Source organism: Vibrio sp. 10N.247.310.17 (genome assembly GCF_041466605.1).
GTDB classification, from domain to species: Bacteria; Pseudomonadota; Gammaproteobacteria; order Enterobacterales; family Vibrionaceae; genus Vibrio; species Vibrio tasmaniensis_A.
Window position 1 is genome coordinate 13,843 of record NZ_JBFSTC010000020.1, and the last position, 26,432, is coordinate 40,274.

Sequence of the window (26,432 nt, forward strand, 5' to 3'; positions counted from 1 at the left end):
GTAACTACTCTCAAACATCAGCCATAGATACATCTCTCATAAACGGGTATAAGTCACATAAAAACAATTGGATAAACTTAGGCGGTTCACTACATGGAATTAATGTCGTCTTTAGGTTCACTGTTGGCTAGCAGCCTGCCTATCGAAAAAAAACAACACGCTCTGGTTGAACTCGTACTCGACACTTATCAACCGCAACAGCGCACGGCTCTTTTCAAAACAGTGGCAGAACATCGTCGAAGCCAAATAGAATTGCTTTTCCCTGAACATCAAACAAAAAGCGACTCAGTAATGTTTGAAGTGATGGACTACCGCGATCTGGTTCAGCGCTATCCAAATACCTTATCCGCAGAGGTTGCTCTCTTAGAGGAAGCGGTAGGACAATGCTATATGCATTGGTTGGACTTTTGGTGTGAATGTGAAATTTCCGCAATCAAAGCAAAATTACCATTGAGCACCCATGCCCCTTATCCTATAGATCTGCCCATTAAAGATAGTGCTTACTATGGTGTAATCATTGACCAAATAGAAAATAGCCCACTCTTAGTACAAACGCCAAGTCGCCCTCAAGGAATACCAATCAACGATGCTATTGCTTTAAGCAACCTTGAGGTTTTTATTAAAGGTGAGAAGTGGTATGAGATGCTGCCTTTACTCCACTTATCACAAACAGGTAAGCACTTTATTCTACTCAAACACCCAACAGATGAAGCCTTTCCAACCCTAGTCTCTTCAGCCCTAATTCAGGACTGGTCAAAAAATGAGACTTGGCTAAGCTACGCCCCCATGTTTAGCAACGACAAATGGAAGTACGGTTTATCCAGACGTGGTTATAAGGGACTGGCAGAGCTACATATTTTTACTCAACCGGCCCTATCAAAGTGTGACTCTATTCCAGAGTTCGATAATAAGTTCCAATTACAATTAGCCGAAATGCAAGCTGTATGTGAAATTCTACGCCTAACCGTGAGTGGAAATATTCAACAAAAAGTCTACTTCCTTTATCTTGCTCAAAAAGAGATGCTTAACTTGTTACATCAAGCGAGCTATAAAATTGGTTTCACCATTATAGATCAACCTTTGATACTCGATTTTTACAAGGCTATCGAACCACAAGCATACTTGCCGCTAGGGTCTTGTGACTTGAACGAAACGAACTTACTGACTTACCGCGGGTTATGGAATATTGAACTGATGTTGAAGGCATTCAATCATGTCAACTTTCGAGACTATAGACGGTGCCTCCGTGAAAATAAAAATACAGCGTGGCAAATAATATGAAGACGTTTGATCTTGGGCTAGAGGCGATATTCTATGCTAAAGCCATCACTCTGCTTGCAACGGTCGCTGTTGTTGTAATGTGGCTGTTCTACTATTGTTATCGCCTTAAACAAAAGAACGAAGCGATAGTGGGGACACACCATATACCTTACATCGCATATTCCATCTGTATTATTACGTGGATCAGCAGTAATGCCTACTTCCACACTGGCTTGTTGCCAGGACTTGGCACCACAGCAGCCATATTCGCAGCAAAGTTGGCCAACCTCAGCTCTTTCCTTGCTTTTGCCTTTGCGTATTACTTCTCGTGTCAGCTCGCAGCCGAAAACCGCAGTGGTAAAATCCATAGGTGGCAACAAACCATTCTCGCGAGCATGACGGGCTACTCTTTCTATATCAATTTGACCCCAGGGTTAACGGTAGAAGATGTCACCATTACGGCTCCAAGCCAATTCGTGATCGAGTTTGGCCCGCATACACCCTACTTTTTCATTGGGGTTATCAGCTTGATTGCCCTTACACTGACTAATCTAGTGACCATGCGTACCAATAGCAGCAAGCTAACATTAGCCAAAGCCAACTACATGATTACAGGCATCTTGGTATTCATGCTATCTACAGCAACGATTCACATTGGCGTTGCCTATTTCCTACGTGATTTCTCGCTCACTTGGCTCCCCCCAGCGTTGTCGCTTAGTGAGATGTTATTTGTAGGCTATGCTCTGCTGACCTCTCGCTTCTACAGTTTCAAATACCTTACATACATAAGCCTTAATGTGCTGCTGGTGTGTGCAATTTTAGTGATACCTTTTTGTACGGTATTTATTCCCCTAACTGACGGTAACCAATGGCTATTAGCGATACCCATCTGCGCGATTATCGGCATTACATGGAGTCCAATCTACAAACGTGTAAGTCCTTACTCCTCATTGCTTGTCTATAGAAACAAAAAGACACCGGTACAACAGATACTCGCATTAGAAGAAGGCTTTAAGTTGTCGATTGACGATGCCATGCGTCGTTTAGGTCGCCAACTGCAAATCCCAGAAGATAAGCTTCGACTAGTTAACAGTAATTACAACGAAACCTTCTACGAAGATTACCTATCTAGCAAAGAGTCCGTTCTAGTGTTCGATGAGCTTTCTGAAGAGCTAGATGATACTGCGCTCGCTAAACGGCCGCTAAAAGCACTTTATGACAAGATGAGTTCAAACAACACCGCGTTGGTAATGCCACTATTCGGACACAAAAAATCAGTCACACACTTGCTAGTATCATCGCACAAAAGCAACAATCGTATGTTCTCTAATGAAGAAATCTCTGCACTGCAAACCTTGTTAACGCGTGTACAAAGCACCATCGAAGCCGATAGACGAATTCGCCAAAGTCGTGCTCTTGCTAACTCGATCGCTCATGAGATGCGTAACCCACTCGCTCAAGTGCAACTGCATTTTGAGGTGTTAAAGCAGCACATTGATAATCAAGCACCAACTCAACAAATCTTGACTGACATTGAGAATGGCCAAGCAGCGATTCAACGCGGGCGACAACTGATTGATATCATCTTACGAGAAGTCAGTGACAGCTCGCCTGAGCATGGACCAATCACCATGACATCTATCCACAAGGCCGTGGACCAAGCCGTCAGCCACTATGGCTTTGAGAACGAGAAGATCATTGAGCGAATTCGTTTACCACAACACGCTGATTTTGTGGCAAAACTAAATGAAACTCTATTCAACTTCGTCATTTTCAATCTGATACGCAATGCAATCTATTACTTTGATTCTTACCCAGACAGCCAAATTGAGATCAGCACCAAAACAGGATCTTACGAGAACGCTCTCACATTTCGTGATACCGGCCCCGGCATTGACGAAGCCATTGTTCATAAGGTCTTTGATGACTTTTTCTCTTTCCAAAAAAGCGGTGGTAGCGGCTTAGGACTGGGTTATTGCCAACGAGTGATGCGCTCATTTGGTGGCAGAGTAGAATGCCATTCCAAACTTGGTGAATTTACTGAGTTTCACCTGTACTTCCCTATTGTACCCAATGCTCCAAAAGCGGAGACGCTGCGTACGCCTTATTTCAACGGTTGGAAACACAACCAATCGACGGAAGATAAAGCCGAAGCTGATGTAAAACCAGAGAGCCAAACTCCAAGCCGTGATATAGAACCTGAACCGGCAAGTACGCTAACAGAAAGTAAGCAAACAGAACGCACGCAAGCAGAAAATCAACCAGCATCAAGCCATCTTGCACCGACGGTACTTATTGTTGATGACAAAGAAGTGCAACGCACGCTTGTTCAGATGTACCTGAGCCGACTTGGCGTAAATAGCTTGCAAGCTAAAAACGGGGAAAATGCTGTCGAGCTGTTCAGATCACACAAAGTTGATTTGATCTTAATGGACGTACAAATGCCGATAATGAATGGCTTTGACGCAAGCCAGATCATCAAGGCGCGCTCACCTCAAACACCAATTATTGCTTTGTCTGGTGAATCAGGACAACGAGAGCTAGACATGATCAGAAAACTGATGGACGGTCGCCTAGAGAAGCCAACCTCTTTGAACGCACTGCAACACCTACTGGACAACTGGCTAGAGAAAGGCTGGGCGCCAAACGCTTCTAAAGAAACAGAAAATGAATAGCTGACTACGGTTAAGTGAATCAATGAAAAAAAACGATTAGAACTCACTGATGGTTGGCCTCAATCATCGCTGTTTCGATCAAATCCAGTAACCACTTGTATTTGGCAGAATGTTGGTTTTTCTTATGAAGATAGGCAAATACCTCCATTTTCTCTGCATCTTCTTCTAATCCTTCAATCACAATCGAGCGCAATACTCCCTTGTGCTGTTCGATCACCGGAGGCATGCAGGGTGCGATCATGTTGGAATGCTTAATCGTTTCTATTAACCCAACAACTGACGTCGTTCGAAGCGCCATATTAATCGATTTACCTTGGCTTAAAACTTCTTCTTCCAATCGCGAGTGTTTGTTTTGATCGAAGTAAGCAAGGTCAACATGCGCAAATGGAAAGGACAACAAATCATCAATCTGTGCTACATCCTCTTTAAAAGGATGGTCGACTCTTACTGCCAATACAAATTTTAGGGTTACGAGAGGCACAGCAATGATCTCGGCGGGCAGGTTTTCAGCTTCAAAGTGAATAACAAAATCAATCTCGTCACTCTTAAGTCTTTCCAGTGAATCTTGGGAGCTAGTATGACTAATCAACCTCGAAAGTGGACTTTCATCTGAGAGTTGATGAAACAGAGAGGGTGTTAACCAAGGCAAAAGGTGCGGGTTCGCCTCTATCTTAAAATCTTCGCTTAGTTCGGCAGGAGTAAACTGTTTACCCTCTTCTATCGCCGTGACCAACCCGTCCAATAGTGGAAAAACACGTCGATACAGTTCATCAGAATAAGGCGTCGGGAGAAACTGCTTATTGGACAAAACAAATAGCTCTTCACCTAATGATTCCTTAAGCTTTTTGACGCTTTGGCTTACCGCTGGTGTCGAGACAAACAGCTTTTCAGCTGCTTTGCGCAAGCTTTTTTCCTGATACACCACCACAAACACTTTCAATAAGTTCAAATCGACGTTATTCAGTTTCACACCCAAACCATAAACCAATACTTAACGAATGGTTAAGTTTATATGAATTAACTTAACGATGTCCACTTTGTATAGTTACCTCACCTTCACGCAGTACACGGATGTAGTGAGATAAATTTATGAGGCATCTATGTTATTACAACGTTCAATCCTTTCTCTAACTCCTTTGTTTCTGGCAAGTGTCGCTTTCGCGGAAGAAGCCGAAATTCAAGATATGTCAGATCCGTTAGCCGTCTATACACAAGGTGGCTTCGGTTACACAGACAAAGGCTTAAACCTGAAAATCGGGCAAACCTATGACACTGGTAGCGATACGACCATGGGTATGAATGTCTTCGAAGTCAAAGGCATCGCTGGTGAAGCCATTGGTTGGAATAACCGAGGCGCAGATGACACTATCGATTCGATTCGTTTCAGAAACTTCGGCGTAGACTTAACCAATGGTCGAGGCACACAAGTCGATATGTCTTGGGATTTCGATAGTAATCAAGGTAGTGCGTCATACAGCTTTATACAGGCTCTTCCACAAATGGGCATGTTTAACTTCTATCCGCTTGCGGGTGTTGGTGTTGCTGCAGGTGAGGAGTTGGTTGAAGGCTCTGGAGGCAACCTCGACGCGGATCAACTTCGTGATCGCTACAACATGCACGGTACTTTCTACGTGGCGGGTATGTACGCAAAAATGCAACTTACCGACAAGATTTGGTTGAACTATAACCCTATGTATTTAGGCACGATGTCTGGTTCATCAACGTTCAAAGATTATGGATTCGAGGGCAGTGATTCTGTACTCGCACATGAGTTTGCTGCGAGCTACCAGATTAACCCAAGGGCGAACGTTCGTTATTTTGCAAATTGGACAGAAAACACCAGTATCGAAGACGGTGATCACCGCATCGAATTTAACTATCAGTTTTAAGCAGTCACTTTCTGCTTGGATGAGCTCTTTCAGTTTGAACCAATGATTTCTGTTCGACGAGCCATTCCCGTTTTGACGAATAATTTTGAGTTTTGAGGACACATTATGAATATGATATCTAAAGCCTTTGTTGGTAGTTTCACTTGCCCATTACGCTCAGCTGCCATGCTAGTTTCTGTAACAGCCTTGTTTTCAGCCACAGCGATAGCAGGCAACGGTGATGCGACAGAAACGATCCAAACGCGTGCAGGTGACTTTACTTTCGAAACCGACTTTCTTCATGGCATTCCAACACAAGAAAGCTCTGCAAAACTGTTTGAACTGATGGACTATCAACGCGCGTCACAAGCTTACATTTGGTCCGTGCCTTTGGTGTCAAACTACGCATGGAAACAAGCCTATGCCGACATGGGGGCAGAGGATGGTCAAATTACTTATGTTGAGTCTCATGAATCTAAGCTAGGAGGTTTAACTTACAATACCTCTACGCCTTACGCGATTACTTGGTTTAACGTAGAGAAAGAGCCCGTTGTTATAGAAATTCCCACAAATGAACTGCGTGGCGCGGTACACACCATGTGGCAAATCGGTATTTCTCAGATGACTGAGCCGGGCGTCTACGTGGTAAAAGCGAAAGGTTCTGAAACGCCGAGTAACCTGCCAAAAGGCGCAAAAGTATTTGAGTCTGATACCAATAATGTTTTCTTGGGTGTTCGCTTAATGGCTAAGTCAGATCAGCAACGTATGAAAGACTTAGAAGCATTAAAAATTACTGACCTTAACGGCAAGCCGCTCAGTAGCAAAGGCGTGAACTTCCCTGAACGTGGTGACGATGCTAAGCACCCACGTGGTATGGCATTTTGGGAGACCTTGAATGAAGCGATCCAAGCCGAACCTGTAGCAGAGCGCGACCGCATGATGCACGACATGTTACGCCCACTAGGTATTGAAAAAGGCAAAGCATTTACTCCATCAGCTCAGCAGCGTGACATCTTAGAACAAGCTGTAATCATGGGTGAAGCTATGGTTAAAAACATCGATTTCAACAAGACTGAACGTCTACCACACGCGGCTTATGGCAAAGAAGGGAATTCGTGGGAAATCGCAACGGCTTCAACACCAAACCAAGACCGTCACTATGGTATGGACCTCGATGGACGTGCAGCTTGGTTTTATGAAGCCGTCACTAACGACATTGCAATGCATGGATTTGAGAACGGCGGTTGGGGTCAGATCTACCTAGACAACTACCGTGACGACAATGGCAAAGGGCTAAATGGCAGTAACCACTATACTTTGACGCTAGATGGAGATGTAAATTTCGCCGATTTATTCTGGACCATCACTGTCTACAACGTCGAGAACCGCGCCATCATCGACAACGAAATTGAGCGTGCCGACGTGGGTTCTAACATTGAAGGGACAGTTAAAGATTCGCAAGGCAATTACACCTTCCACTTCTCGCCAACTAAGCCTGCTGATGTAAATGAAGCGAATTGGGTGCAAACCCGAGAAGATGAAAACTGGTTTGTTTACTTCCGCGCTTACTCACCAAGTAAAGCATTTGTAGCGCAACAGCCAGAAACCTTACTGCCTAACTTTAAGCGAGTGGACTAGCCGCTAAGTCTATGTACTAACGATAAAGTCCATTACGACCCACGATAAAAGAGGAGCCTCAGCGCTCCTCTTTTTAATCCTGCTACCTTTCTAGCCTTCAAAGGCGCTGCGAAATAAACTCAACTAGTTGTTTTTCTGATTCTTGAAACAATTCCATGATTTAAAAGAGTAAAAGGGTTATACATAATAATGTGTTATCTAAATTACTGAAATTATCATGACGCTCAAAGAGATCCTTAACATTCCCAATGTCCGCTACTTCTTAATGTTTAGAAGCAGCTACTTTGCGCGTTTTTACTACCCTATATTCACCCTACTTTATTTAGATTACGGGTTAACCCTGTCTCAATTCGCGATGCTCAATGTAGTTTGGGCGGCCACCATTGTGCTTGCTGAAGTACCGTCGGGTGCATTCGCCGATACCTTAGGCCGCAAGAAACTGGTGGTGCTGTCTTCGATTGTGATGTTTGTTGAGATCGCCATGATAGCGCTAGTACCAACCGGAAACCCCGACTTGGTATTCATAGTCTTTCTGATTAACCGGATTCTCAGTGGCTTAGCGATGGCACTGGCCAGCGGCGCCGACGAGGCATTGGCTTACGACACCTTAAAAGAACAAGGCAATGAAGAGTTGTGGCCTCGAGTGCTGCAAATTCAGCTTCGTGTCGCCTCAACGGTCGGTATCTTTGTCACACTAATTGGCGCGGCGATGTACGACGTGAACTTTATGGCGAACATCTTTCATTTCCTTGGACTATCTGAACCAGAAAGCACTAAAGATCTGATGCGTATTCCTGTGTTCGCCACCCTATTTGTAGCGATGATCGCCATCTATGCCGCGATTAATATGCGCGAAGAGAAAAAGGTAATGCCAAGCGACCAAACCAAATTGGCAACCACCATCGCCAGCCTTAAATTAACAGCTGACACAGGTAAGTGGGTACTTGCTACGCCTTACGTGCTGTTCATGTTGTTGTATTACAGCCTGTTCGAACACACCTCAAGAATGTTCCTAACCATGAACAGCCAATATTATCTCGCCATCGATATTCCTATTATCTACTTCGGTTTTATTGGCGCGGGGATCAGTTTGCTTAAAATCATATTGGCGGGGCAAAGCCGTAGGCTAGCAGAAAGCATGGAGCCTAAAACCTTCATTGTGGTTATGGGTTTAGCAAGCATGGCGACTTATTATTGGATCAGTTTAGGTTGGACGATTTACGGGGTTATTCCAGCACTAGTACTGATTTTTATTATCATGACGATGAACATTTTCATTAGCTACCACCTGAATAAAAAAACCGAATCACACAACCGAGCCACTGTCCTCAGCTTTAAAGGCCTGATGTTTAATCTCGGATATGGGCTGATCGGCATTTTGTACGCTTACTACTATAAACTGGTGTCTCAGGGCTACACCGAACAAGAAATAGAACAGAACCTCGCTTTCTTAGCTTCACTGTCTTCGTTTTTCTATTACTTCACCTTATTGTTCGTTTTGATTAGCGCGTTGTTCTATTTCAAAAACAAAAAACAGCCGATCTTTTGAAGAACGTACTGATACTGAATGGAGAGTAAAAGTGAGCCTCTGGCTATAAATAGACCATGTCGCTTCTTATCATGTGATTTTTTGTTAAGATAATCATCAAATTACATAACACATGGAAGCGTCATGTCTTTTAGTTGGATAGCTTTTACTCTTCTCGCAGCCTTCAGCCAATCTTGGCGCAATGCCTTTCAAAGCAAGTTAAGTGGCACCATGAGTGTTGCTGGTGTGACGCTGGCACGTTTTATCTGGGCAGGCCCAATCGCCTTAATTTATCTGTGCGCCCTCTATCAATGGAAGCCAGTATCCACACCTGATTTTTCGGGTGAGTTTGTTTTCTACATTATTGCAGCAGCCATTATGCAGATCCTCGCGACGGGCTTAATGGTGATGTTATTTAAGCTCGAAAACTATGCGATAGGAGCAGGCTTAGCCAAGTGTGAAGCCCCCGTATCTGCTGTGTTATCCGTATTGTTTTTTGGAACTGCTTTAACATTAACAGGTTGGATTGGCGTGCTTATTGGCACGTTAGGCGTACTAATCATGAGTAGCGCTTCTGGCTGGCGAAGCTTGTCCCCGAAAGTGTTCTTATTAGGTATGGCTTGTAGCACCGCTTTTGCTTTAACGTCTCTTTGGGTACGTGAAGCAAGCTTGAGCATAGGGCTGCCCTTCCCTCACAGCGCTGCTTGGGTGCTGTTTCTGGTCATTACTCTTCAGACATGCATTATCTGTACGTATCTCTTTTTCAGAGAGCGAGACACGCTGCGCCAGATATTCAAGAAATCTAAACTGGTGGTGATGACAAGCCTAGCGAGTGTTATCGGTTCTCTGGGTTGGTTTAGCGCGATGTCGCTTCAAGCCGTGCCGTACGTAAAGACACTCGGGCAAGTCGAAGTGATCTTCATGGTGTTGATATCCTACTTCTGGTTAGGGCAAAGCATCGCACGCAAAGACATTGTTGCACTCATCTTACTCTCTATCGCAGCAGTATTGGTTATGTGGCAGTGACGAGCTCGTTAATATGACTAGGACAAATTGAAGTCATATTGCGACCGTTTGTTTTCGCTTGATATAACGCTTTGTCGGCTCGGCTAATAAACCCATTCCAACTCTCATGCGGGTGAAGCTGAGCAACACCAAAACTCGACGTCAGAAACATCTCATTTCCTTGCACTGCTGAGATCTCTGAAATAGACAATCGCAGCTTACAAGCAATAACCTGTGCTTGTAGAAAATTAACATTGGGCAATAAAATCATTATCTCGTCTCCGCCAAAACGAAACGCGCTGGCTGTTGGCGATGTTTTTATCGCACTTTGAACCATTTCAGCAAAAGACTTGATGACGAGATCACCTACAATATGTCCGTGTTGGTCATTGATTGACTTAAAATTATCAATATCCATCATAATGGCACTTACAGGCGTAGTCCCCGCCTGCTTCATGATGACTGGAACCATTTCATCTAATGCTCTGCGGTTTCCAAGTGCCGTTAAAGGGTCGCTGTAAGACAGGTCATGAATAGACCTAAGCAACCTTGCATTAATCAACCAAAGCATTGTGAAGCTCATCGACACGATAAGAACAATACTCATTAAAAAGGCAAGTTGATGAATGAGTGCGGCTGCCATGAAATCCTGAAGCTCAGCTGAAAATAGCGTCACTAATACTCGGAAAACCATAAACCCGCCATATATCAAAAATGATAAGGCCATCATCCGAGTAGCTAAGTTCAAGTCATCACGTTGACCCTTTAACACCACAAACGCAGTGCAAAGAGTGACAAAGGCTAAATAGAAACTAATGAGAATAATTCGAGCCTTGATGGAAGGTTCATAGTACGTGAAGTGAATAAAACCTAGCAGAAGAGCCAACATCATCAAACTGCTGAGGTAGGTACATTTTAAAGAGTATTCTCGGAACAGGCATAAGCTATACAAAGCGAGATGAAAGCCTAGCGCAATGACCATATTGGCACCAATAACAGTGACCCAATCCGGTAACTCCCCCCTTAGGCTCAACATCAACGGCCCAGTTCCAATAACAAATATTGAAAGGGAAAAGCTAGAGAGCCCTTTAATTGGCTGTTGCGTAAATTGGAACAGCAATAAGCCAATGCAGTAAGTGAAAGAGAACAAAATAATAATAAAATTAAGCGTTCTCATATCCAGCGAAAAACCATCCATGATTTTCTATCTTCCATACGCAACCAAATTTCAACATGGTTAATAATCATACAAACCACAAAAACATTCACCATATGAATCTTTATATTTTATAAAATAAGGGATGGGTCACATATGCAGAGATTCTTGTCGCATGAGTCCATGACATGGATAGGCATGTAAAACTCGCCCACATATGGCTTCATAGCATCACGGAATCTACAGGCTTCTGCACTCGTTACTTGGTTGAATGACGACTGTCTGGCATTATGCGCCCAAGAAACCTGTGGTTATTACACAGCAAAGAATGAACGAAGGTAGTCAGTGGTAGAAAACAGCCAACAATTAAGTGACCGTTACGACGAACATGGTTACTTTGTTATCAGAAATTATTTCGATGAAGCTCAAATTGCATCGCTTAGAAAAGTCGTGCTGAAATTTCATGAATCATGGAAAGCAGACAACGAAGAATTCTATAAAGAAGAAGCATTTAACTCATCTTTAATTACGGGAAGCGAATATTTGCTCGCCGACGATAGAAGCGTGCTTTTCGACTTCATCAGCTCGAAACAAGTGATGAACGTGGTTGATGCGGTGATTCCGAACAAACCGGCATTCATGAATACACAGCTGTTCTTCAACCCAGTAAATCCGCAACAAAAAGACTTCTGGCATCGTGACTGTCAATACGACTACGACATTGATGACCAGATGAAAGTCATCATGGAAACCCAAGTATTGCATCTGCGAGTGCCCCTTTTTGATGAGCCCGGCATGGAACTTATCCCCGGCACGCACAAACGTTGGGATAACGAAGAAGAGTACAATGTTCGCCAAGAAAAAAACGGCAAAGTGAGCAGCGATGACATCTCTGGCGGTAAGCAGATACCGTTAGCCGCCGGTGACTTATTGGTGTTTTCAGCGGATATGATCCACCGAGGCCGATATGGCTTGGATCGTTTGGCTTTGGATATTTTGATCTTCGATTCGGCGGCAGACTATGTCGACTACGTTGATGACGATTGTTTACCAACACCAGCTATGTTGAGCAATATTAGCGACCCAAGATTGTTTATGAACACGCTACACTTAAAATCAATGCAGTACTCATAATCCATAAAGGTGCCCGAACTATGACTGACACTAAGCAAAATACCCGAATTAGCCAGTTCCGTTTCGGTCAGCCAAAAGAATCTCTCAAGTTAGAACATGTCGCTTTAGGGGCATTAGACAAAGATAAAGTTCGCGTACAAATTGAAGCGACTAACATCAACCCTAGTGATCTGTTGTCGATTTATGGTGTTGGGCAGTACAAACATAGCCACCAGCCGCCGAGAATACCGGGATTTGAAGCGGTAGGAAGGGTTATAGAATCCAGCAATGCCGAGTTTGCAGTAAACCAGCGTGTGCTTGTGGCAACCAGTGGAACATGGCAGAACTATGTCGATGTATCACCAGATGATCTGTTCCAAATTCCTCAACATTTAGAAAATGGCTACGCCTGTCAGTTGTACATTAATGCGCTAACTGCATGGGTGTTAACGACAGAAATAGCTAAGCTGACCCAAGAAGATGTGTTGATCATCAACGCGGGCAGCTCAGCCATCGGTAAGATATTCTCTCAATTATCAGAATCACTCGGCTTCAAAATCATTGTCGTTACATCACAACCGAAACAATACCCGACCATTTCAAGTTGGGTGTTAGATGCAAATGATGATTTAGTTTCTCAAATTAAGGCGTTAGGCTTGCCTATGCCGACCGTTGCCTTTGATGCGATTGGTGGCTCACCCGGAACCGATCTTATTCACACCCTTAGCAACAATGGGCGTTTTATCAACTATGGCACGCTGTCACTGGATTTTTACGAGCCACGTTTTTTTGAGCACGCGAAAAGCCAAAGCATCGATTTCAGCACCTTCTTCTTACGTTATTGGGAAGAGGCTGAAGGCAAAGATGTGCGCCGTGATAAATTCACAACCATGCTAGATCACTTCATCACAAACGACATACAGCTCGACGTCGACCGCTACCTGCCATTCGATGAAGTGCAAACCGCGATTGATCTCATCGAATCGAAAACCACACGCCTAGAGGGCAAGATCATCTTGCTTCCTTAGTACATCGTTGATCGCGATAACTTGCGCTCGTGTTAGGTAACCCTCCTAACACTGCGTTAAACGGCGGAGTTTGGAATGTATACTAGTCCATGAAGACATTAATACACTGTTATTGGTCGGTATAGACTCTGAATAAGCGTAATTACTTCAGATAAATAACGTTTGTATCTTTCGGTTTGCTCAACCCAGTTTCAAGTTTTTCCGACAGCGTTTCCGCACACATAGGTTTGGCCAAGAGATAACCTTGTCCGTAGTCACAGTGCGATTGCGCTAAGAAGCTTGACTGGATCGTTGTTTCAATTCCTTCAGCAACGACCTTAATACCTAGCTGGTGAGCCATTGAAACAACTGCCGCACATAGAGCTCGGTCATTCATGTCGCACTCAAGATCATTGACAAAGCTTCGGTCAATTTTCAAACCATCAATGTTGAACTCTCGCAAGAACCCTAGTGAAGAGTATCCGGTGCCAAAATCATCTAACCAGACTTTGATCCCCATACTCCTAAGGTCGTCTAACGTTTTCTTTGCGCTTACCTTATCAAACATTAGGGCCGTTTCAGTTACTTCTATATGTAACCTTGTCACTTCAACTTGATGTTTTTGTGTTTGATATTGGAATGTTCGGAGTGCTTTATCGCCATAGAGCTGCTTTGGAGACAGGTTTATCGCAACATAAAATTCAGGAGGAAGGTGATGTCTACAATCCCACTCCTGAATATCTTTGCAGGCTTGCATTACTATCCAATCACCAAGTGTATGAATAATATCCGTGGCTTCAGCGATAGGAATGAACTCAATTGGAGAAATATTGCCTTTTGTAGGATGATGCCAACGTATAAGGGCTTCAACTCCAACGACATGCCCTGTTTTCAGGTCAAACTTTGGTTGATATAAAAGCCTAAACTGAGAAAAATCATCTATCGCAGATCTAAGTTCCTTTTCGATGACTCCTCTTGCGAGTATCTTCTGTTCGATTTCTTGGTTGAAGAAACAGTACCTACCTTTACCATTCTCTTTGGCGCTGTACATTGCCATGTCCGCACTTTTAACCAAGTCTTCAGAGGTGTTTCCCGAGTCTGGATATAAAGCAACGCCAACACTCGCTCCAACCACTACCGATTCACCTACGGAACTGAGGTAAATCGGCTGTTTTAGTGAGTTCACAATATCAGAGGCAAACTTAGATACTGTATCCTGTGTCTTAACTCCTGATAAGCGAAGCAAAAACTCATCCCCCCCCAACTCTTGCAATCATGCATTGAGGCTCGTCCTTTGTAGCTATTTGCCCCATTTTTTTTAGCGAGTTAGTTAATGTCTGAGCCACTTCACTTAACAGCTCATCTCCAGCTTGGTGTCCAAGGTTGTCATTGACTCGTTTAAACTCGTCCAAATCGATAAAGAAAACCGCAAACACCTCTTTTGACTGTTTGCATCGATGAATACATCGTTCAAGGCATTTAATAAACTGAGAGCGATTCGGTAACTTAGTCAGCGGATCGTTATAAGCTAAAAACTCAACTTCCTCATTCCGTTGCTTGAGGCTTGAATCCATACTATCAAACGCCTGAGCAAGTTCTCCGAGTTCATCACTGCGCTGAATGTTGTTTGGTACTTGGAAAATCCCTTTACTGATGCGTTTCGAATGTTGTAGGAGTTGATTAATCGGACGAATCATCGTCTTAGCTAATAACATGGAAAAGAGTAAGCTCACCAAACACGTGAACATTGTCAAGATTATGCTCAACACCGCGCTATAGCTTCTACTTGACTCAGTAATATCCTTGATAATGGTGTTATTTTTCTCGATATCGTCTTTCACGGCCTTTAAGGAGTAGCTCATCACTATGCCACCTAACCGAGTCTTATTCATCGTGATTGGCCGCGCAACAATCAGTGCTGATGAATTGATTTCTGTGTAAGCTTCTTGCTTATTCAAGACATTTTCTTGCACCCTTGGCATATCCAAGTTGGAGCCATAACCGAGTACTACATCTTCTCCTGTATGAACTATCAGACCATTAGCATCAAAAACCTTTATGAATATGACATCTTTATTTTCAAAGGCAGGCTCTAAAATGGAGTTAATATTATCGATATCATAAAAATACATCGGATCAAAAAGTGCATCTGACAGGTACTCAACCGTTTGTTCTGCTTGACTCTGAGCTTGGGAAGTAAAGTTCTCTGCAATATTCGTTGCCGTTTCTTCCAGAATTTCATCACTATAGTATGAAGATATCAGCCACTGAGACAAGGAAAGGCAGCCCATAGTCAAAACGACCATAAGCATGTTTCCGAGAACCAATTTACCTTTTAACTTCATAAGCAATAACTTCTCTAGTTAACGGGAGATGTATTCATCAACCAGTCGTTTTTGCGCTTCCGCCCAAGAAATGCTTTCTACAATCTCTGGTGTGATAGCATCAAACTTTTTCGTCTTCTTATAAGCTTTCAAAGCCAGTTTACCTTCCTCACTTTCATGAGCCGCAAGCAATACTAAGAGCATGTTTTGCTTAAGTTCGGAGGAGAGATCAGGGCGTATTAGAACTAGTGAGCGGGGAATCGCTTGAGAAGCATGGATTACCTGTAACTGTTGTTTTACCTGCTCGGGAATTTCTTTCTCCCAATCGAGATTACTAAATGCAGCTGACGCAACAATATTACGATGAACCCAGCTCATCATGTTGGATTCTCCTCCCGACTTTGAATATTCATCGGAGAAAAAATATCCCACCTTATCTTTCGGTGGATACTCTCTAGGGGAACTTAGCTCATAGAGCTTATATCCTTGCCCAAGCAGTATCGCCGCAGGTACAAGAAACGCACTAGTAGAACCGACATCCTCAAAGACAACCGTTTTTCCACGCAGGTCACCTAGGGAGTCGACCCCGTTATTGCGTTTGGAAAAGAAGATTGAATGATATTCAGCCACACCGCCTTTCCATCGTCTTGCTAAAAGTTCAGCACCCGAATATTGCATTAATTCCTGTGCTGCAAACACCGTTTCAGAAACCAGATCTACCTGACCGCTTTTTATCCAACGAGCCATTTGACGAGAGTCGCGGGCGACAACAACTTGGCCTGTTTTGATACCATCGTTAGATAGATTTTCAGCTAAGTAATCAGCAAAAGGCTGTGCACGTTTGAATGCTTTTTTTGGGTTAGAGCTAATAATCCCTATGATTATTGTTTCTTCACGCAAGGTGCTTTTCGTGTCTGCACTAGCGGATACCGTGAAAAGCGAACAAACAATTACTGCTAGCAGTATAACGAACTGTTTACAAATGGACTGACAACTAAACATGCACGCACCAAAATGTGATATTTATCCCAATATTAAAACTATAATATTCGAAAATCATAGAATCTGCCATCTTGTATTAGCGATTAGTGGTGTAAGTACACAATCGCGAATAAATTAATCTCATTACGTTAACAACAAGTTGTTATTGCGTCTTCTTACGTGAAAATTTAGAGCAAATAGTCTTTACTCTAAGATCATAAACGTGGTCACGAACCATCTAACAACAAATTCGAAAACATCTTTGATGGCTTAAACATTCCCACCAACATCTGTATTCTCCCTCGCACTGATCTATTTCCCTCTTATCGAAGTACAAGTTATTAATAATTCGATATAAATCGCTCTATTGTTTGAAATTGTTGTCTACAGTTTTATAGAGCTTGTCGCTTCGATAATTGCCACAAGTAATGACACCTTTTGATGGTAAGTCTTGGTTATAAGGAAAGGAAATGGAAAGCCTAATTGTCACACTCAAGCACGCCAGCAAAAGCTTTGTTGATGGCAAAGATACCCATCACGTGCTGGACAATGTCGACTTCGCTTTAGCGACAGGGGCAAGCGTGGCTTTGACAGGGGCGAGTGGCAGTGGGAAAAGTACTCTGCTGAATATCATTGCGGGGTTTGAACCTCTATCCGGTGGCGAACTATCTGGTGGAGAATTGTGGCTCGATGGCGAGAACTCATTCGATTGGAAAGATCCACAGTGGAGCCGATTCCGCCATCAAAAACTAGGCGTTATCTTTCAGCAGTTCAACTTGTTAACCCCACTCAACGTAAAACAGAACATCGCCTTCCCTCTCCATTTAAATCAACAAAAATGGGGCGACTGGTGCGATTACTTAGTGGAAGCGTTAGGCATCAGTGAATTGCTCGATAGGCATGTATCTGCACTCTCTGGCGGTCAACAACAACGAGTCGCAATAGCGCGTGCGCTAGCCCATAAACCCAAACTATTGCTTGCCGACGAACCCACAGGCAACCTCGACCACAAAGCAGGGTTAGAGGTTATGAAACTGCTTAGTGAAATCACTACACAAGGCAACACTGCCGTGCTTTTGGTTACGCACAGCCCAGAATGCGCCAGCTTTATGCAGACAAAATTGGTGTTAGATGATGGTTGTTTAAGGAACGCCGATCTAACCCCAAGAGCGGCAGCGTTGTGAGTAATCCAATGAAGCAAACTGGTTTCGCTCAGAACCAGCTCACCCATACCAAACTGACTCTGAACCTATTCGCGGCACACTATCGTCAATCGCCACTGCAAGCCGCAGCGATTCTGATCGGCATTGTGCTAGCGGTCACCTTGTTTGTCGCAGTGCAAGCCATCAACCTCAATGCCAAGCGCAGTTATGCAGAATCGACCGAGCAACTTAGCGCTCAAGCTCAGAACCTTATCATTCCACCAGCAGGGCAAAACTATTTGCCGGAATCGCTCTACTTCAGCTTAAGACAAAGTGGACTAAGCGCTGCGCTACCTGTAATTGAAGGGCGAGTAAGAGACGAACAAGGCCGACGCTGGTCAGTTCAAGGAAGTGAGTTGATCGCCGCCCTCACTTCAAGAGCTCGCCACGCTCGCGTCGACGAAAAAAGCAATACTCAAACCAAAGAGCCAAACATTTCCCTGTTCGACAATGCCTTACCTTTGCCGCAACTCTTAGCGGGTGAACCCATTGTGATGATGAGCCAATCTCAGCACCAGAGTTTGGACGAAGTGGACACGCTCACTTTGGATGAAGTACTGACCAAAGTCGTGGTATTGCCAGATGAATGGCAGCTAGGTAGCCGAATGTTGATGGATATTGGGTTCGCTCAGCAACTGCTTAACAAGCAAGGGCAACTGAGCTACATCGCTATTTTTGACACTAAGAGCGACACTAACAGCAATACTCAGGATAAATGGCAAAGCCTTATTGGCGAACAAGGGCAATGGATTTCCAACAACCAAAGCACGGATCTCGGTTCAATTACCGATAGCTTTCACCTCAATCTCACCGCCATGAGTTTGTTGGCGTTTTTAGTTGGCTTGTTCATCGCTTACAACGGTGTGAAGTACAGTTTGCTGAAACGTAATCGGCTGTTGGTACAAATTCAACAAGCTGGGATTGCACCAAGCATCGTATTTTCAGCTCTGTTGGTCGAGCTGACTGTTTTAGTCACACTGGGCGCGTCGCTTGGTTTCATTCTCGGCATTCAACTCAGCCATTGGCTACACCCAACCGTCGCGATAACGCTTGAACAACTTTATGGTGCAACACTGCTTCCCGGCACATGGCAGTGGCAATGGTTAGTGCAGGCACTGCTACTCACGCTGGCCGCAACGCTTGTCGCGTGTTGGCAGCACTTTAAACAGCGCGTGCGACAACCCCTCTCTTCCCATGGCGGTTTCTATCAAGCGCCGGAAGCGTCTAACGAAAATCAGCTGTTTGTTATAGGGTCAGTATTAACCATTGTCGCGTTAGCAGGGTTATGGCTGAGCGAGCATCATCGCTTCACCATGGCTTGGCTCGGTGTGTTAGTGGTGTCGATTCCTTTATACCTGACCAAAACACTCAGCGTGCTAGCGAACTGGAGCGAAAAACGTACCCAATCGGGGTTAATACAATATCTGTTCGCTGAGCTGCGTGAACTTATCTCCCCTCTCTCCCTTGCCATGATGGCGTTGCTTCTCGCCGTCACCGCCAATATCGGAATGAATACCTTAGTCGGCAGCTTTGAATCCACGTTAAAGCAATGGCTTGAACAGCGCTTACATGCCGATATTTACGTTAGCCCTGCCCAAGGTGAAATCGCGAATGTGGAACGTGCGTTAGAGCAGTTTGAAAATGTTGAAACCGTTTATAAGCAATATTATGTCGATGATAACTTGCAGGGCTTACCTACTTTGCTCGGCACCAAAGACAAAGACACACTTGAGCAAACCATGGTATTTCAATCCCACCTTGATGATTTCTGGACGCGCTTTTACCAAGGTGAATTCGTGGCGATCAGCGAACCTACGGCAGTGAAGCTCGGCTTGTCCCTTGGAAGCCGACTCAAGCTCGACGTGATCCAAGACAAAACACTCATCGTCGGGGCGATTTTCCACGATTACGGCTCACCGAATGGCGAAGTGTTAATTGCGCCTAATCTATGGCTCGAAAGCGGATTTACTGACTTACCCACCAGCTTGGGAATCAAAGTCTCTGGCGACCCACAGGTGGTGTACGAACAGCTACGCCAACAACTCAATCTGCACCCTAGCCAGCTTTACGATCAAGCGCAGATCAAATCGATCGCTTTAGATATCTTCTCACAAACCTTTGCCATCACTCGGGCGCTTAATGGCGTCACTTTAATGGTGGCGGTGATAGGGTTGTTCTGCGCCTGTTTCATGTTGCTCGATGCACGCAAAGCCGCCATTGCAAGGTTGTATGCACTCGGTGTTAGTCAGCAAAAATTGATGGCGATGGTGGTCGGGCAAATCGTTGTTCTAGTCGCCTTCACTCTGGTTATCGCTTTACCACTCGGCGCCATGGTCGGTTATGTGTTAACGGACATCGTCACCCTGCGCGCCTTTGGTTGGAGCTTAAATTACGTATGGAATTGGAGTGACGCACTCAGCATCGCAGCAATCACCATTCTTGTGGCTGTGTTTGCGACCTTGATTCCACTGTGGCGTTTGGTCAGCAAACCCGTTGTATCCAGTTTACAGAGCGAGGTGTTGTGATGAATCGAGCAATAAGAGTTTTCGTTCTCACACTAGGCATCTTGTTCCTTTTAGGGTGTGAGGAATCTGAACACAACTCTAAACAACAAACCGCTCAAAATATGGGTTCGATACTCGGCACTGAAAAACAAACCGACGATGAAACGCAAAAACAGAGTGACCAATTCACACCTGTAGTAAAAGGCGTGGAGATCACCTTCCCTGCCGACCATCAAGCACACCCTAATTTTCGTCATGAATGGTGGTACTTAACCGCAAACTTAATTGATGAAGACGGCAATGCGTTAGGCGTGCAGTGGACACAATTCCGCTTCGCGGCTGCACCACTGGAAAGTGGCAATAGCACTAAGGAAACTACGTGGCAAAGTCAGCAAATCTACATGGCACACAGCGCAGTCACCACTAAAGATAAGCACTACGCCGATGAAAAGTGGTCACGTGACCAAGCTGAACTGGCGGGTGTCAGCACTTCCCCATTTCGTGTCTATCTTGATGACTGGCAATGGAACTCTTCAAGCGATGATCTATTCCCCGCAACCTTGGACGCTAATTCAGATCAGTTTGGCTACTCGCTTAAGTTAACCAGCAACGCGCCTTATCAAAAGCAAGGCGTACAAGGCTACAGCACTAAAAGTAGCGATGGCAAAGTGGCTTCCTACTACTACAGCCAACCATTCATTAATGTATCGGGCGAGGTAACTATTGATGGAGTAACCCATCTGGTTTCTGGCAAAGGTTGGATAGACAGAGAATGGAGCTCTCAGTTTTTACTCGACTCGCAACAAGGTTGGGATTGGTTTGCGCTAAGGCTGAGTGATGAAACCAGCTTGGTGGTATTTCAACTTCGAAACTCAACAACAGGCAAAGCCAGTTATTCCCATGCAAGGCTGATGAAACAAAATGGCTCTGGCATCGCGATTAAGCAGCAAGACATCCGCTTAACCGCTATCAAGCAAACAGAAATCGACGGACGCGATTATCCAACAGAATGGCAAGTTTCGATTCCAACTCAACAAATCGAACTGACCGTCTCGGCACTCAATCCAGAAGCAAAAATGCCACTGTCTGTACCCTATTGGGAAGGGCCAATCGTTATTGAAGGAACACACTCTGGTACGGGCTATATGGAGTTGACTGGGTACTAAGCATACCGGCACGAACACCATTACGATCCAAAGCTTTTGCTATACCGAAAATTTTACTACCGTGGATATAACTTTGTAGATCTCGACTTAATTCATTGTTTTGTCGAGGGAAAACGCGAAACCCATCGCAATACAATCCCTATTTCAAATACAACGATGTTTAAAGAGTAATACCCTAAGAACCTTCGCTAAGGCAAAGTCATATATTTCGAGAATATTGTTATTGTGCTAATGGACACTTACTTTTCTTACAAGACAAATAACGATAAAAAGGAGTTCGCAACAAATGAAAGCATCACTTAAATTTATCACTCTTTTGATCTTAGTTATTTCAATTCTAGGATGTGAAGATAAAAACGACGTCTATGCTAACCCTCCTAGCCATCTATTAGAGCAACTAGAAGCATACTTCCCACTGTCTATTAAGTATGTAAGAAAAAATGAACAAATAGCACTAACCCAAGGTATCCCTTTACTACCTCAATACGTTGAAATTGCACATAAGATTGGCATCAAATATCCTGAAAAAATCCGCGTACATTATGCCGATTCAATTCCTTTGCCTGAAAATGAATCGTTGCTATTTCAAATGCAACGTTTGGGGCTTGACTCTCCTTACTTTACGGGTTCAACATTTGGTTATGGCATTTGGATCGCTAACAAAGCAAAAGGTGACAAATTACTACTTTCTCATGAATTGATTCATGTAAAACAAGTCGAAGATTTGGGGCTTGAAGCATTTACTAAAAAGTATTTATTGCAACTAGCCATCTTTGGTTACGTTGAAGCACCGATAGAAATCGAAGCTTATGAAAATGCAGGTAAATACTTATAACCGCATTCATTATTAAACTACTTATCAATCGATTCAACGGACTCCAATAACACTTTGTAATATTTAGTTTTTTTGGGTTAGAGTACTCGCATATTTTTTTGCGTATATAACGTTTACGCATATAGCTTCGTCGTATAGTTTCAACAAATTGACAAGGCATTAGGTGATCGAGAGAATTATGAGTGACTACCAACTGACTGTGATTAGCCAAGTTTGGGTTTTATTAGCCTTCTACCCCATGGTTTCTTATCTCTACTACTTAAATTCCAGGTCGATTGCTCAATCTGCTCACGGCCTATTATCCTTAGTTGGATTTTTTTATGCTGTTGTTGCATGCGAATTTACTCAGTTTGACCCCCTGTATTATTGGTATTGGCCTATTGGTCTGTTTTTTGTCCTATCTTTGCTTTCAACAATCTACTCATTTAAAGCCTTTAAAGGGAAGAAATTAGTGCATCTCATTCATGTGGTTACCATCCTCTCGAATGTACTGACCAGTTTTGTTTCGTTAATGGCGGTAGCCCATGATTGGATATAAGCGCAAACAAATATTTAAGATTTCGAAGGTCTTGCCACGCGACGGCTTGCCAACCCACTAGTGATATGAAAAAGCCATCACGAGGATGGCAATTTACGATTAGAGATTATGGAGGCATACCTTCATAACGCTCGTCTAAACGCTATTTAGTCAAATCGGCTTTGATTTGATCAACTTGATTCGCCAAAGAAGTATCTTGGAAATATTCACTGTGTGTTTTTCCTAAGTACAACTTCTTATTTGCTACTCGTTGATCCAACTTGTCTTTAGCAATAGTGCCTTGTGCCAACTTATTGTTTAACTCAAGCGCAATTGCGGAGCTGTCTGAGACTATACTTCCTTTTGTATCGTAGTAACGAACTTGGCTGATATTCGCATCAAATGGGTCACAGTAAGCAGCTCCCAAATCACCATTTTCAATAATGCTGCTGTATTGTGCTTCGCTGATAGGCGTCTCTTTGTTTAGTACGAACTGGCTCCCTCGTACACACCAATTAATTCTTGTTCCAACACCTGGGAAGTATGCCGAGATCAAGTTAACTGCATAGTATGTATCTGGGGCTGACTCGTTTAATTTTGCATATCTATCAATCACCTTACCGCCAACAACTTGGAACTCAACTTCGCCATTGTCATAAGACTCAAAGAAATAGCTATTTCTAAACATCTTGCTGAAATTGACGTTATCAACAAAGCGCCCACTGTCGGATGTGAAGCTTTTCAGTTGCTGCTTGTGTTGAATACTACCTGTTGTAATGTTCGTCACTAAACCAACCACTGTGTTTTTCGCAGCGTCACTTTGCCAAGCAGTATAGTTACTTATATCTTGTTGAGGTGTGTTTGTCGTAGCATCGGCATCTACACTGTACTTGTAACTAAGCTCGGTAATGTCTTGGCCTACTTTATTGACCTTGGCATATGACTTGTAACGACGCGCTTCGCAATCTTGAAAATTTGCATCATAGTAGAAATAACTGATCCAATCTTTAGCTTCGATAGCTTCGGTAGTGTGAGCAGAGTAATCGACAATTCCGTTTGCGCCATAAACACCATAGAAATCTTTAAGATCTTTTTGCTGCTTAGATGATAGCTCTTCATTAAATTCATCGTCCCACCCAATACTGTAAATATTAAACAGGTTTAGAGACTTGATACACTCTTTGATATCAGTACTACCTATAGCATTAGCTGTATACATGACGGGACTGCTATAAGAGTTTTTTGCAACGTCATCTTTTGGATCTGCAACACTTCCTGATGCCGGGGTTATGGACATTTGAGGAACTACGGTTTTAGTCTTTTTAGGTGGTGGCGCAGCGCTATCGCTACCACCACCGCATGCAGAAAGTGTTACAGCTAATACTGATATCGTTGGGATAATAAACTTCAAATTTTTTCCTCGGCATTTTGAGCAAGTGATTATATAAATGATCACTCAAATACGATCAAAAAACTAAATGCTTATATAACCAAATTCAAACCATTGACGAAACAGACGTGTACATCCACTATCAATACTAAATTTAATCATTTAATAACAATAAGTTAAACATAAAAATTGAAAGTAATCGATTATTGACACGTTTGACAAAAGAAACCAATTACAACAACCGGTTCTTATACTGTTCTGGCGTTTGGTTCGCGTAACGTTTGAACATGGTGATAAATGGGCTTGCTTGGTTATAACCCAATGTAAGAGCGACCTCTTTAACCGACTGGCCGTTTCTCAACAAGTCCATTGAGTATAGGTAGCGCACTCGCAGTCGCCACTCGGTAAAGCTCATTCCGAGCTCCGTCTGGCAGTGGCGAGAAAGGGTTCTTTCCGTAGTGTGGACACGTTCAGCCCAATCTTTCAGCGTCACTTCATCGGTTGGGTTCTCTTCAACAGAAGCTAATATAGGCGCTAGATACTTATTGTCGGTTGAAGGCAAGAAGTGGTGTTCAACCTCACGCTGCGCAAGTTGGTCAAGCAGTACCTGAACGAGCCTTTGATCTTGCTCTTTTTCTGCAACATTGATTCCACGATCGCGAAAATCATCGATGATAGAAGACACAATCGGCGTGATCTTTATAAGGCTGGTTTTATCTGGCAGGTGTTGCGTGAGTTCTGGGGCGATATTTAGCGAGCAGTAGTCCAAAGGCTTACGGTTATAACTACAATGCATCACCCCGGCCGGTACCCAAATCGCCAAATGTGGTGGCGCTAGAAATCGGGTGCTTTCCGCTTCCATCTCTAATATACCGCCACTGATCAATTGAACCTGTCCCCATGAGTGGCTATGAACTCGGGTTTCAGTATTCGAAAGAAACGCTTCAAAATTCATAAATACATTGGATGGTGCCTTATCAATTGATAAGGATGGATGAAGGTTTCTGGACTGTTTTTTCAAACTTGTCTTCCTATCGCGCCTGATGTCTTTCTAAAGATACTTGTAAGTATAACGACCTGTCAAACTAGCCGCATCAACTCATTTGCGACGGAATTCACATGCATTATCTCTTACCATTTTTTACAGTCTGTATCTGGGGCGCCAATGCAATCGTCAACAAGCTTGCTGCAAGCACCATAGAACCTAGCGCGATGAGTTTTTACCGCTGGTTTTTTGCGATGTTAATTCTCACGCCTTTCTGCATTCGCCCAGTGATGAAACAGTGGGCTGTCATTAAGCCAAACTTATCTAAATTAGCGTTCCTCGGCTTTTTGGGCATGGTGTTGAACCAATCTCTAGGTTACTACGCAGGCTTAACCACAACCGCTTCCAACATGGCATTGATCACGTCTCTAGTCCCGTTGATCAGTGTATTTCTAAGCGTTCCTTTGTTGCACAAGTCCATTTCTAGTTTAAGTATTGTTGGCGGTGTGTTGTCACTGTCAGGCTTAGCTCTGATGTTAGGCAAAGGCGACCCTTTGTTCTTCATGCATCAAGAATTGACTCAAGGCGATGGCTATATGCTGATTGCGGCCTTTGTTTATGCTTCTTACTGTGTGTTATTGAAACGCTGGAAAATGCCCATCAGTAGCTGGGTGGTAATTTACATTCAGGGTCTGTTTGCTGTCGCTATGCTTACGCCACTTTGGCTTACCAGCGAACAACTGTTACCACCGCAACAAGCGATCCCATTGATAGCTTACGCCGCGGTGGCCGCTTCAATTTTAGCGCCTTGGATGTGGGTGAAGGCGATTGACACGATTGGTGCTGACTCAAGCGCGATGTTTATGAATTTGATGCCAGTTATCGCGATTGTATTAGCTTCCACCTGGCTGGGCGAAAAGATTAACCAGTTCCACATCATTGGTGGTGTGATGGTGATTTCCGGTGTCATCCTTGCTCAAATCAAAAGAAAACCAAGGCTTGAGGCTCCCTTACCTCAGCAAAACTAACCCCGCTTAACCTGCGACAATGCCCCATTCCATTTTCCACTCAGTACCTGCCTCGTTAGCAGGTACTGTTGTTTATTGTCGATTTCTCGATTCATGCTCTCTAATTTTATTTTTCGTTCATGAAGCTTTTAAGTACACTTAATAATGGTGTTTGCTATTGCAATATCTCGCCAACTTCCATTTAATGCACTAAGTACGGTTTAAGTGTTCAAAGCGTTAGAATAACTCCCCAGAAAGCAGGTAACTGTTG

21 protein-coding genes are annotated in these 26,432 nt (G+C 43.7%); 14 read left to right on the forward strand and 7 right to left on the reverse strand.

What is annotated here, in order from left to right:
- Nucleotides 1-93: 93 nt before the first annotated feature.
- Together AB6D80_RS08195 and AB6D80_RS08200 are read left to right on the forward strand one after the other, a co-directional pair.
- Nucleotides 94-1,281, forward strand: a complete 1,188-nt coding sequence (locus AB6D80_RS08195) for an acyl-homoserine-lactone synthase (protein WP_372188237.1) — start codon at nucleotides 94-96, stop codon at nucleotides 1,279-1,281.
- Nucleotides 1,278-3,935, forward strand: a complete 2,658-nt coding sequence (locus tag AB6D80_RS08200) for a response regulator (RefSeq protein ID WP_372188239.1) — start codon at nucleotides 1,278-1,280, stop codon at nucleotides 3,933-3,935. Before AB6D80_RS08195 ends, AB6D80_RS08200 begins: the two co-directional genes overlap by 4 nt.
- 43 nt (nucleotides 3,936-3,978) lie before the next feature.
- Here the strand turns inward: AB6D80_RS08200 and AB6D80_RS08205 are convergent, their stop codons facing one another.
- Nucleotides 3,979-4,905 carry a LysR family transcriptional regulator gene (locus AB6D80_RS08205; RefSeq protein WP_009845787.1) on the reverse strand — a complete coding sequence of 309 codons (927 nt, stop codon included), beginning with the start codon at nucleotides 4,903-4,905 and terminating at the stop codon, nucleotides 3,979-3,981.
- Between the two features lie 130 nt (nucleotides 4,906-5,035).
- On the opposite strand from AB6D80_RS08205, the gene AB6D80_RS08210 reads away from it, so the two are divergent.
- The 4 genes from AB6D80_RS08210 to AB6D80_RS08225 all read left to right on the forward strand — a co-directional run bounded on the left by AB6D80_RS08210 (nucleotide 5,036) and on the right by AB6D80_RS08225 (nucleotide 9,995).
- The gene (locus tag AB6D80_RS08210; protein ID WP_012600238.1) at nucleotides 5,036-5,824 is read left to right on the forward strand and encodes a hypothetical protein; all 789 of its coding nucleotides are present in this window, start codon (nucleotides 5,036-5,038) and stop codon (nucleotides 5,822-5,824) included.
- 105 nt (nucleotides 5,825-5,929) lie between these two features.
- A complete protein-coding gene (locus tag AB6D80_RS08215) occupies nucleotides 5,930-7,441 on the forward strand; it encodes a DUF1214 domain-containing protein (protein WP_372188241.1) in 1,512 nt (503 codons plus the stop codon).
- A gap of 217 nt (nucleotides 7,442-7,658) precedes the next feature.
- Nucleotides 7,659-8,990, forward strand: coding sequence for an MFS transporter (locus tag AB6D80_RS08220; protein WP_012600236.1), 1,332 nt, complete (start codon nucleotides 7,659-7,661; stop codon nucleotides 8,988-8,990).
- A gap of 123 nt (nucleotides 8,991-9,113) precedes the next feature.
- Nucleotides 9,114-9,995, forward strand: a complete 882-nt coding sequence (locus AB6D80_RS08225) for a multidrug transporter (RefSeq protein WP_372188243.1) — start codon at nucleotides 9,114-9,116, stop codon at nucleotides 9,993-9,995.
- Here the strand turns inward: AB6D80_RS08225 and AB6D80_RS08230 are convergent.
- A complete protein-coding gene (locus AB6D80_RS08230) occupies nucleotides 9,982-11,172 on the reverse strand; it encodes a GGDEF domain-containing protein (RefSeq protein WP_372188245.1) in 1,191 nt (396 codons plus the stop codon). The genes AB6D80_RS08225 and AB6D80_RS08230 overlap by 14 nt on opposite strands.
- 303 nt (nucleotides 11,173-11,475) lie before the next feature.
- Between AB6D80_RS08230 and AB6D80_RS08235 the strand changes: the two genes are divergently transcribed.
- Together AB6D80_RS08235 and AB6D80_RS08240 are read left to right on the forward strand one after the other, a co-directional pair.
- Nucleotides 11,476-12,264: a phytanoyl-CoA dioxygenase family protein gene (locus tag AB6D80_RS08235; protein WP_372188246.1), complete on the forward strand. Its 789-nt coding sequence runs from the start codon at nucleotides 11,476-11,478 to the stop codon at nucleotides 12,262-12,264.
- A gap of 20 nt (nucleotides 12,265-12,284) precedes the next feature.
- Nucleotides 12,285-13,271, forward strand: coding sequence for a zinc-dependent alcohol dehydrogenase family protein (locus tag AB6D80_RS08240; protein WP_372188248.1), 987 nt, complete (start codon nucleotides 12,285-12,287; stop codon nucleotides 13,269-13,271).
- A 142-nt stretch (nucleotides 13,272-13,413) separates the two neighbouring features.
- Here the strand turns inward: AB6D80_RS08240 and AB6D80_RS08245 are convergent, their stop codons facing one another.
- Genes AB6D80_RS08245 through AB6D80_RS08255 form a run of 3 tightly spaced genes read right to left on the reverse strand, consistent with a single transcriptional unit; the run spans nucleotide 13,414 to nucleotide 16,474 of the window.
- The gene (locus AB6D80_RS08245; protein ID WP_372188250.1) at nucleotides 13,414-14,496 is read right to left on the reverse strand and encodes a putative bifunctional diguanylate cyclase/phosphodiesterase; all 1,083 of its coding nucleotides are present in this window, start codon (nucleotides 14,494-14,496) and stop codon (nucleotides 13,414-13,416) included.
- Between the two features lie 4 nt (nucleotides 14,497-14,500).
- Nucleotides 14,501-15,595: a diguanylate cyclase domain-containing protein gene (locus tag AB6D80_RS08250; RefSeq protein WP_372188252.1), complete on the reverse strand. Its 1,095-nt coding sequence runs from the start codon at nucleotides 15,593-15,595 to the stop codon at nucleotides 14,501-14,503.
- Nucleotides 15,596-15,613: 18 nt separating this feature from the next.
- Nucleotides 15,614-16,474, reverse strand: a complete 861-nt coding sequence (locus tag AB6D80_RS08255; protein WP_372188254.1) for a phosphate/phosphite/phosphonate ABC transporter substrate-binding protein — start codon at nucleotides 16,472-16,474, stop codon at nucleotides 15,614-15,616.
- 551 nt (nucleotides 16,475-17,025) lie between these two features.
- Here AB6D80_RS08255 and AB6D80_RS08260 point away from each other — a divergent pair.
- The 5 genes from AB6D80_RS08260 to AB6D80_RS08280 all read left to right on the forward strand — a co-directional run bounded on the left by AB6D80_RS08260 (nucleotide 17,026) and on the right by AB6D80_RS08280 (nucleotide 22,800).
- The gene (locus AB6D80_RS08260) at nucleotides 17,026-17,739 is read left to right on the forward strand and encodes an ABC transporter ATP-binding protein (RefSeq protein ID WP_372188256.1); all 714 of its coding nucleotides are present in this window, start codon (nucleotides 17,026-17,028) and stop codon (nucleotides 17,737-17,739) included.
- 8 nt (nucleotides 17,740-17,747) lie between these two features.
- Complete coding sequence (locus AB6D80_RS08265; protein ID WP_372188257.1) at nucleotides 17,748-20,282, forward strand: FtsX-like permease family protein; 2,535 nt, start codon at nucleotides 17,748-17,750, stop codon at nucleotides 20,280-20,282.
- Complete coding sequence (locus AB6D80_RS08270; RefSeq protein ID WP_372188258.1) at nucleotides 20,282-21,427, forward strand: lipocalin-like domain-containing protein; 1,146 nt, start codon at nucleotides 20,282-20,284, stop codon at nucleotides 21,425-21,427. The genes AB6D80_RS08265 and AB6D80_RS08270 overlap by 1 nt, the downstream gene beginning before the upstream one ends.
- 286 nt (nucleotides 21,428-21,713) lie before the next feature.
- Nucleotides 21,714-22,262 (forward strand): hypothetical protein, encoded by a 549-nt coding sequence (locus tag AB6D80_RS08275; RefSeq protein WP_017096225.1) that lies wholly within the window; start codon nucleotides 21,714-21,716, stop codon nucleotides 22,260-22,262.
- A 178-nt stretch (nucleotides 22,263-22,440) separates the two neighbouring features.
- Nucleotides 22,441-22,800 (forward strand): hypothetical protein, encoded by a 360-nt coding sequence (locus AB6D80_RS08280; protein ID WP_017096226.1) that lies wholly within the window; start codon nucleotides 22,441-22,443, stop codon nucleotides 22,798-22,800.
- A gap of 142 nt (nucleotides 22,801-22,942) precedes the next feature.
- Here AB6D80_RS08280 and AB6D80_RS08285 read toward each other — a convergent pair whose 3' ends face one another.
- A complete protein-coding gene (locus tag AB6D80_RS08285) occupies nucleotides 22,943-24,190 on the reverse strand; it encodes a hypothetical protein (RefSeq protein WP_372188260.1) in 1,248 nt (415 codons plus the stop codon).
- A gap of 211 nt (nucleotides 24,191-24,401) precedes the next feature.
- Nucleotides 24,402-25,190 carry a helix-turn-helix transcriptional regulator gene (locus tag AB6D80_RS08290; protein ID WP_371701947.1) on the reverse strand — a complete coding sequence of 263 codons (789 nt, stop codon included), beginning with the start codon at nucleotides 25,188-25,190 and terminating at the stop codon, nucleotides 24,402-24,404.
- Between the two features lie 98 nt (nucleotides 25,191-25,288).
- Between AB6D80_RS08290 and AB6D80_RS08295 the strand changes: the two genes are divergently transcribed.
- Complete coding sequence (locus AB6D80_RS08295) at nucleotides 25,289-26,182, forward strand: DMT family transporter (RefSeq protein ID WP_012600207.1); 894 nt, start codon at nucleotides 25,289-25,291, stop codon at nucleotides 26,180-26,182.
- The last annotated feature ends 250 nt before the right edge of the window (nucleotides 26,183-26,432 follow it).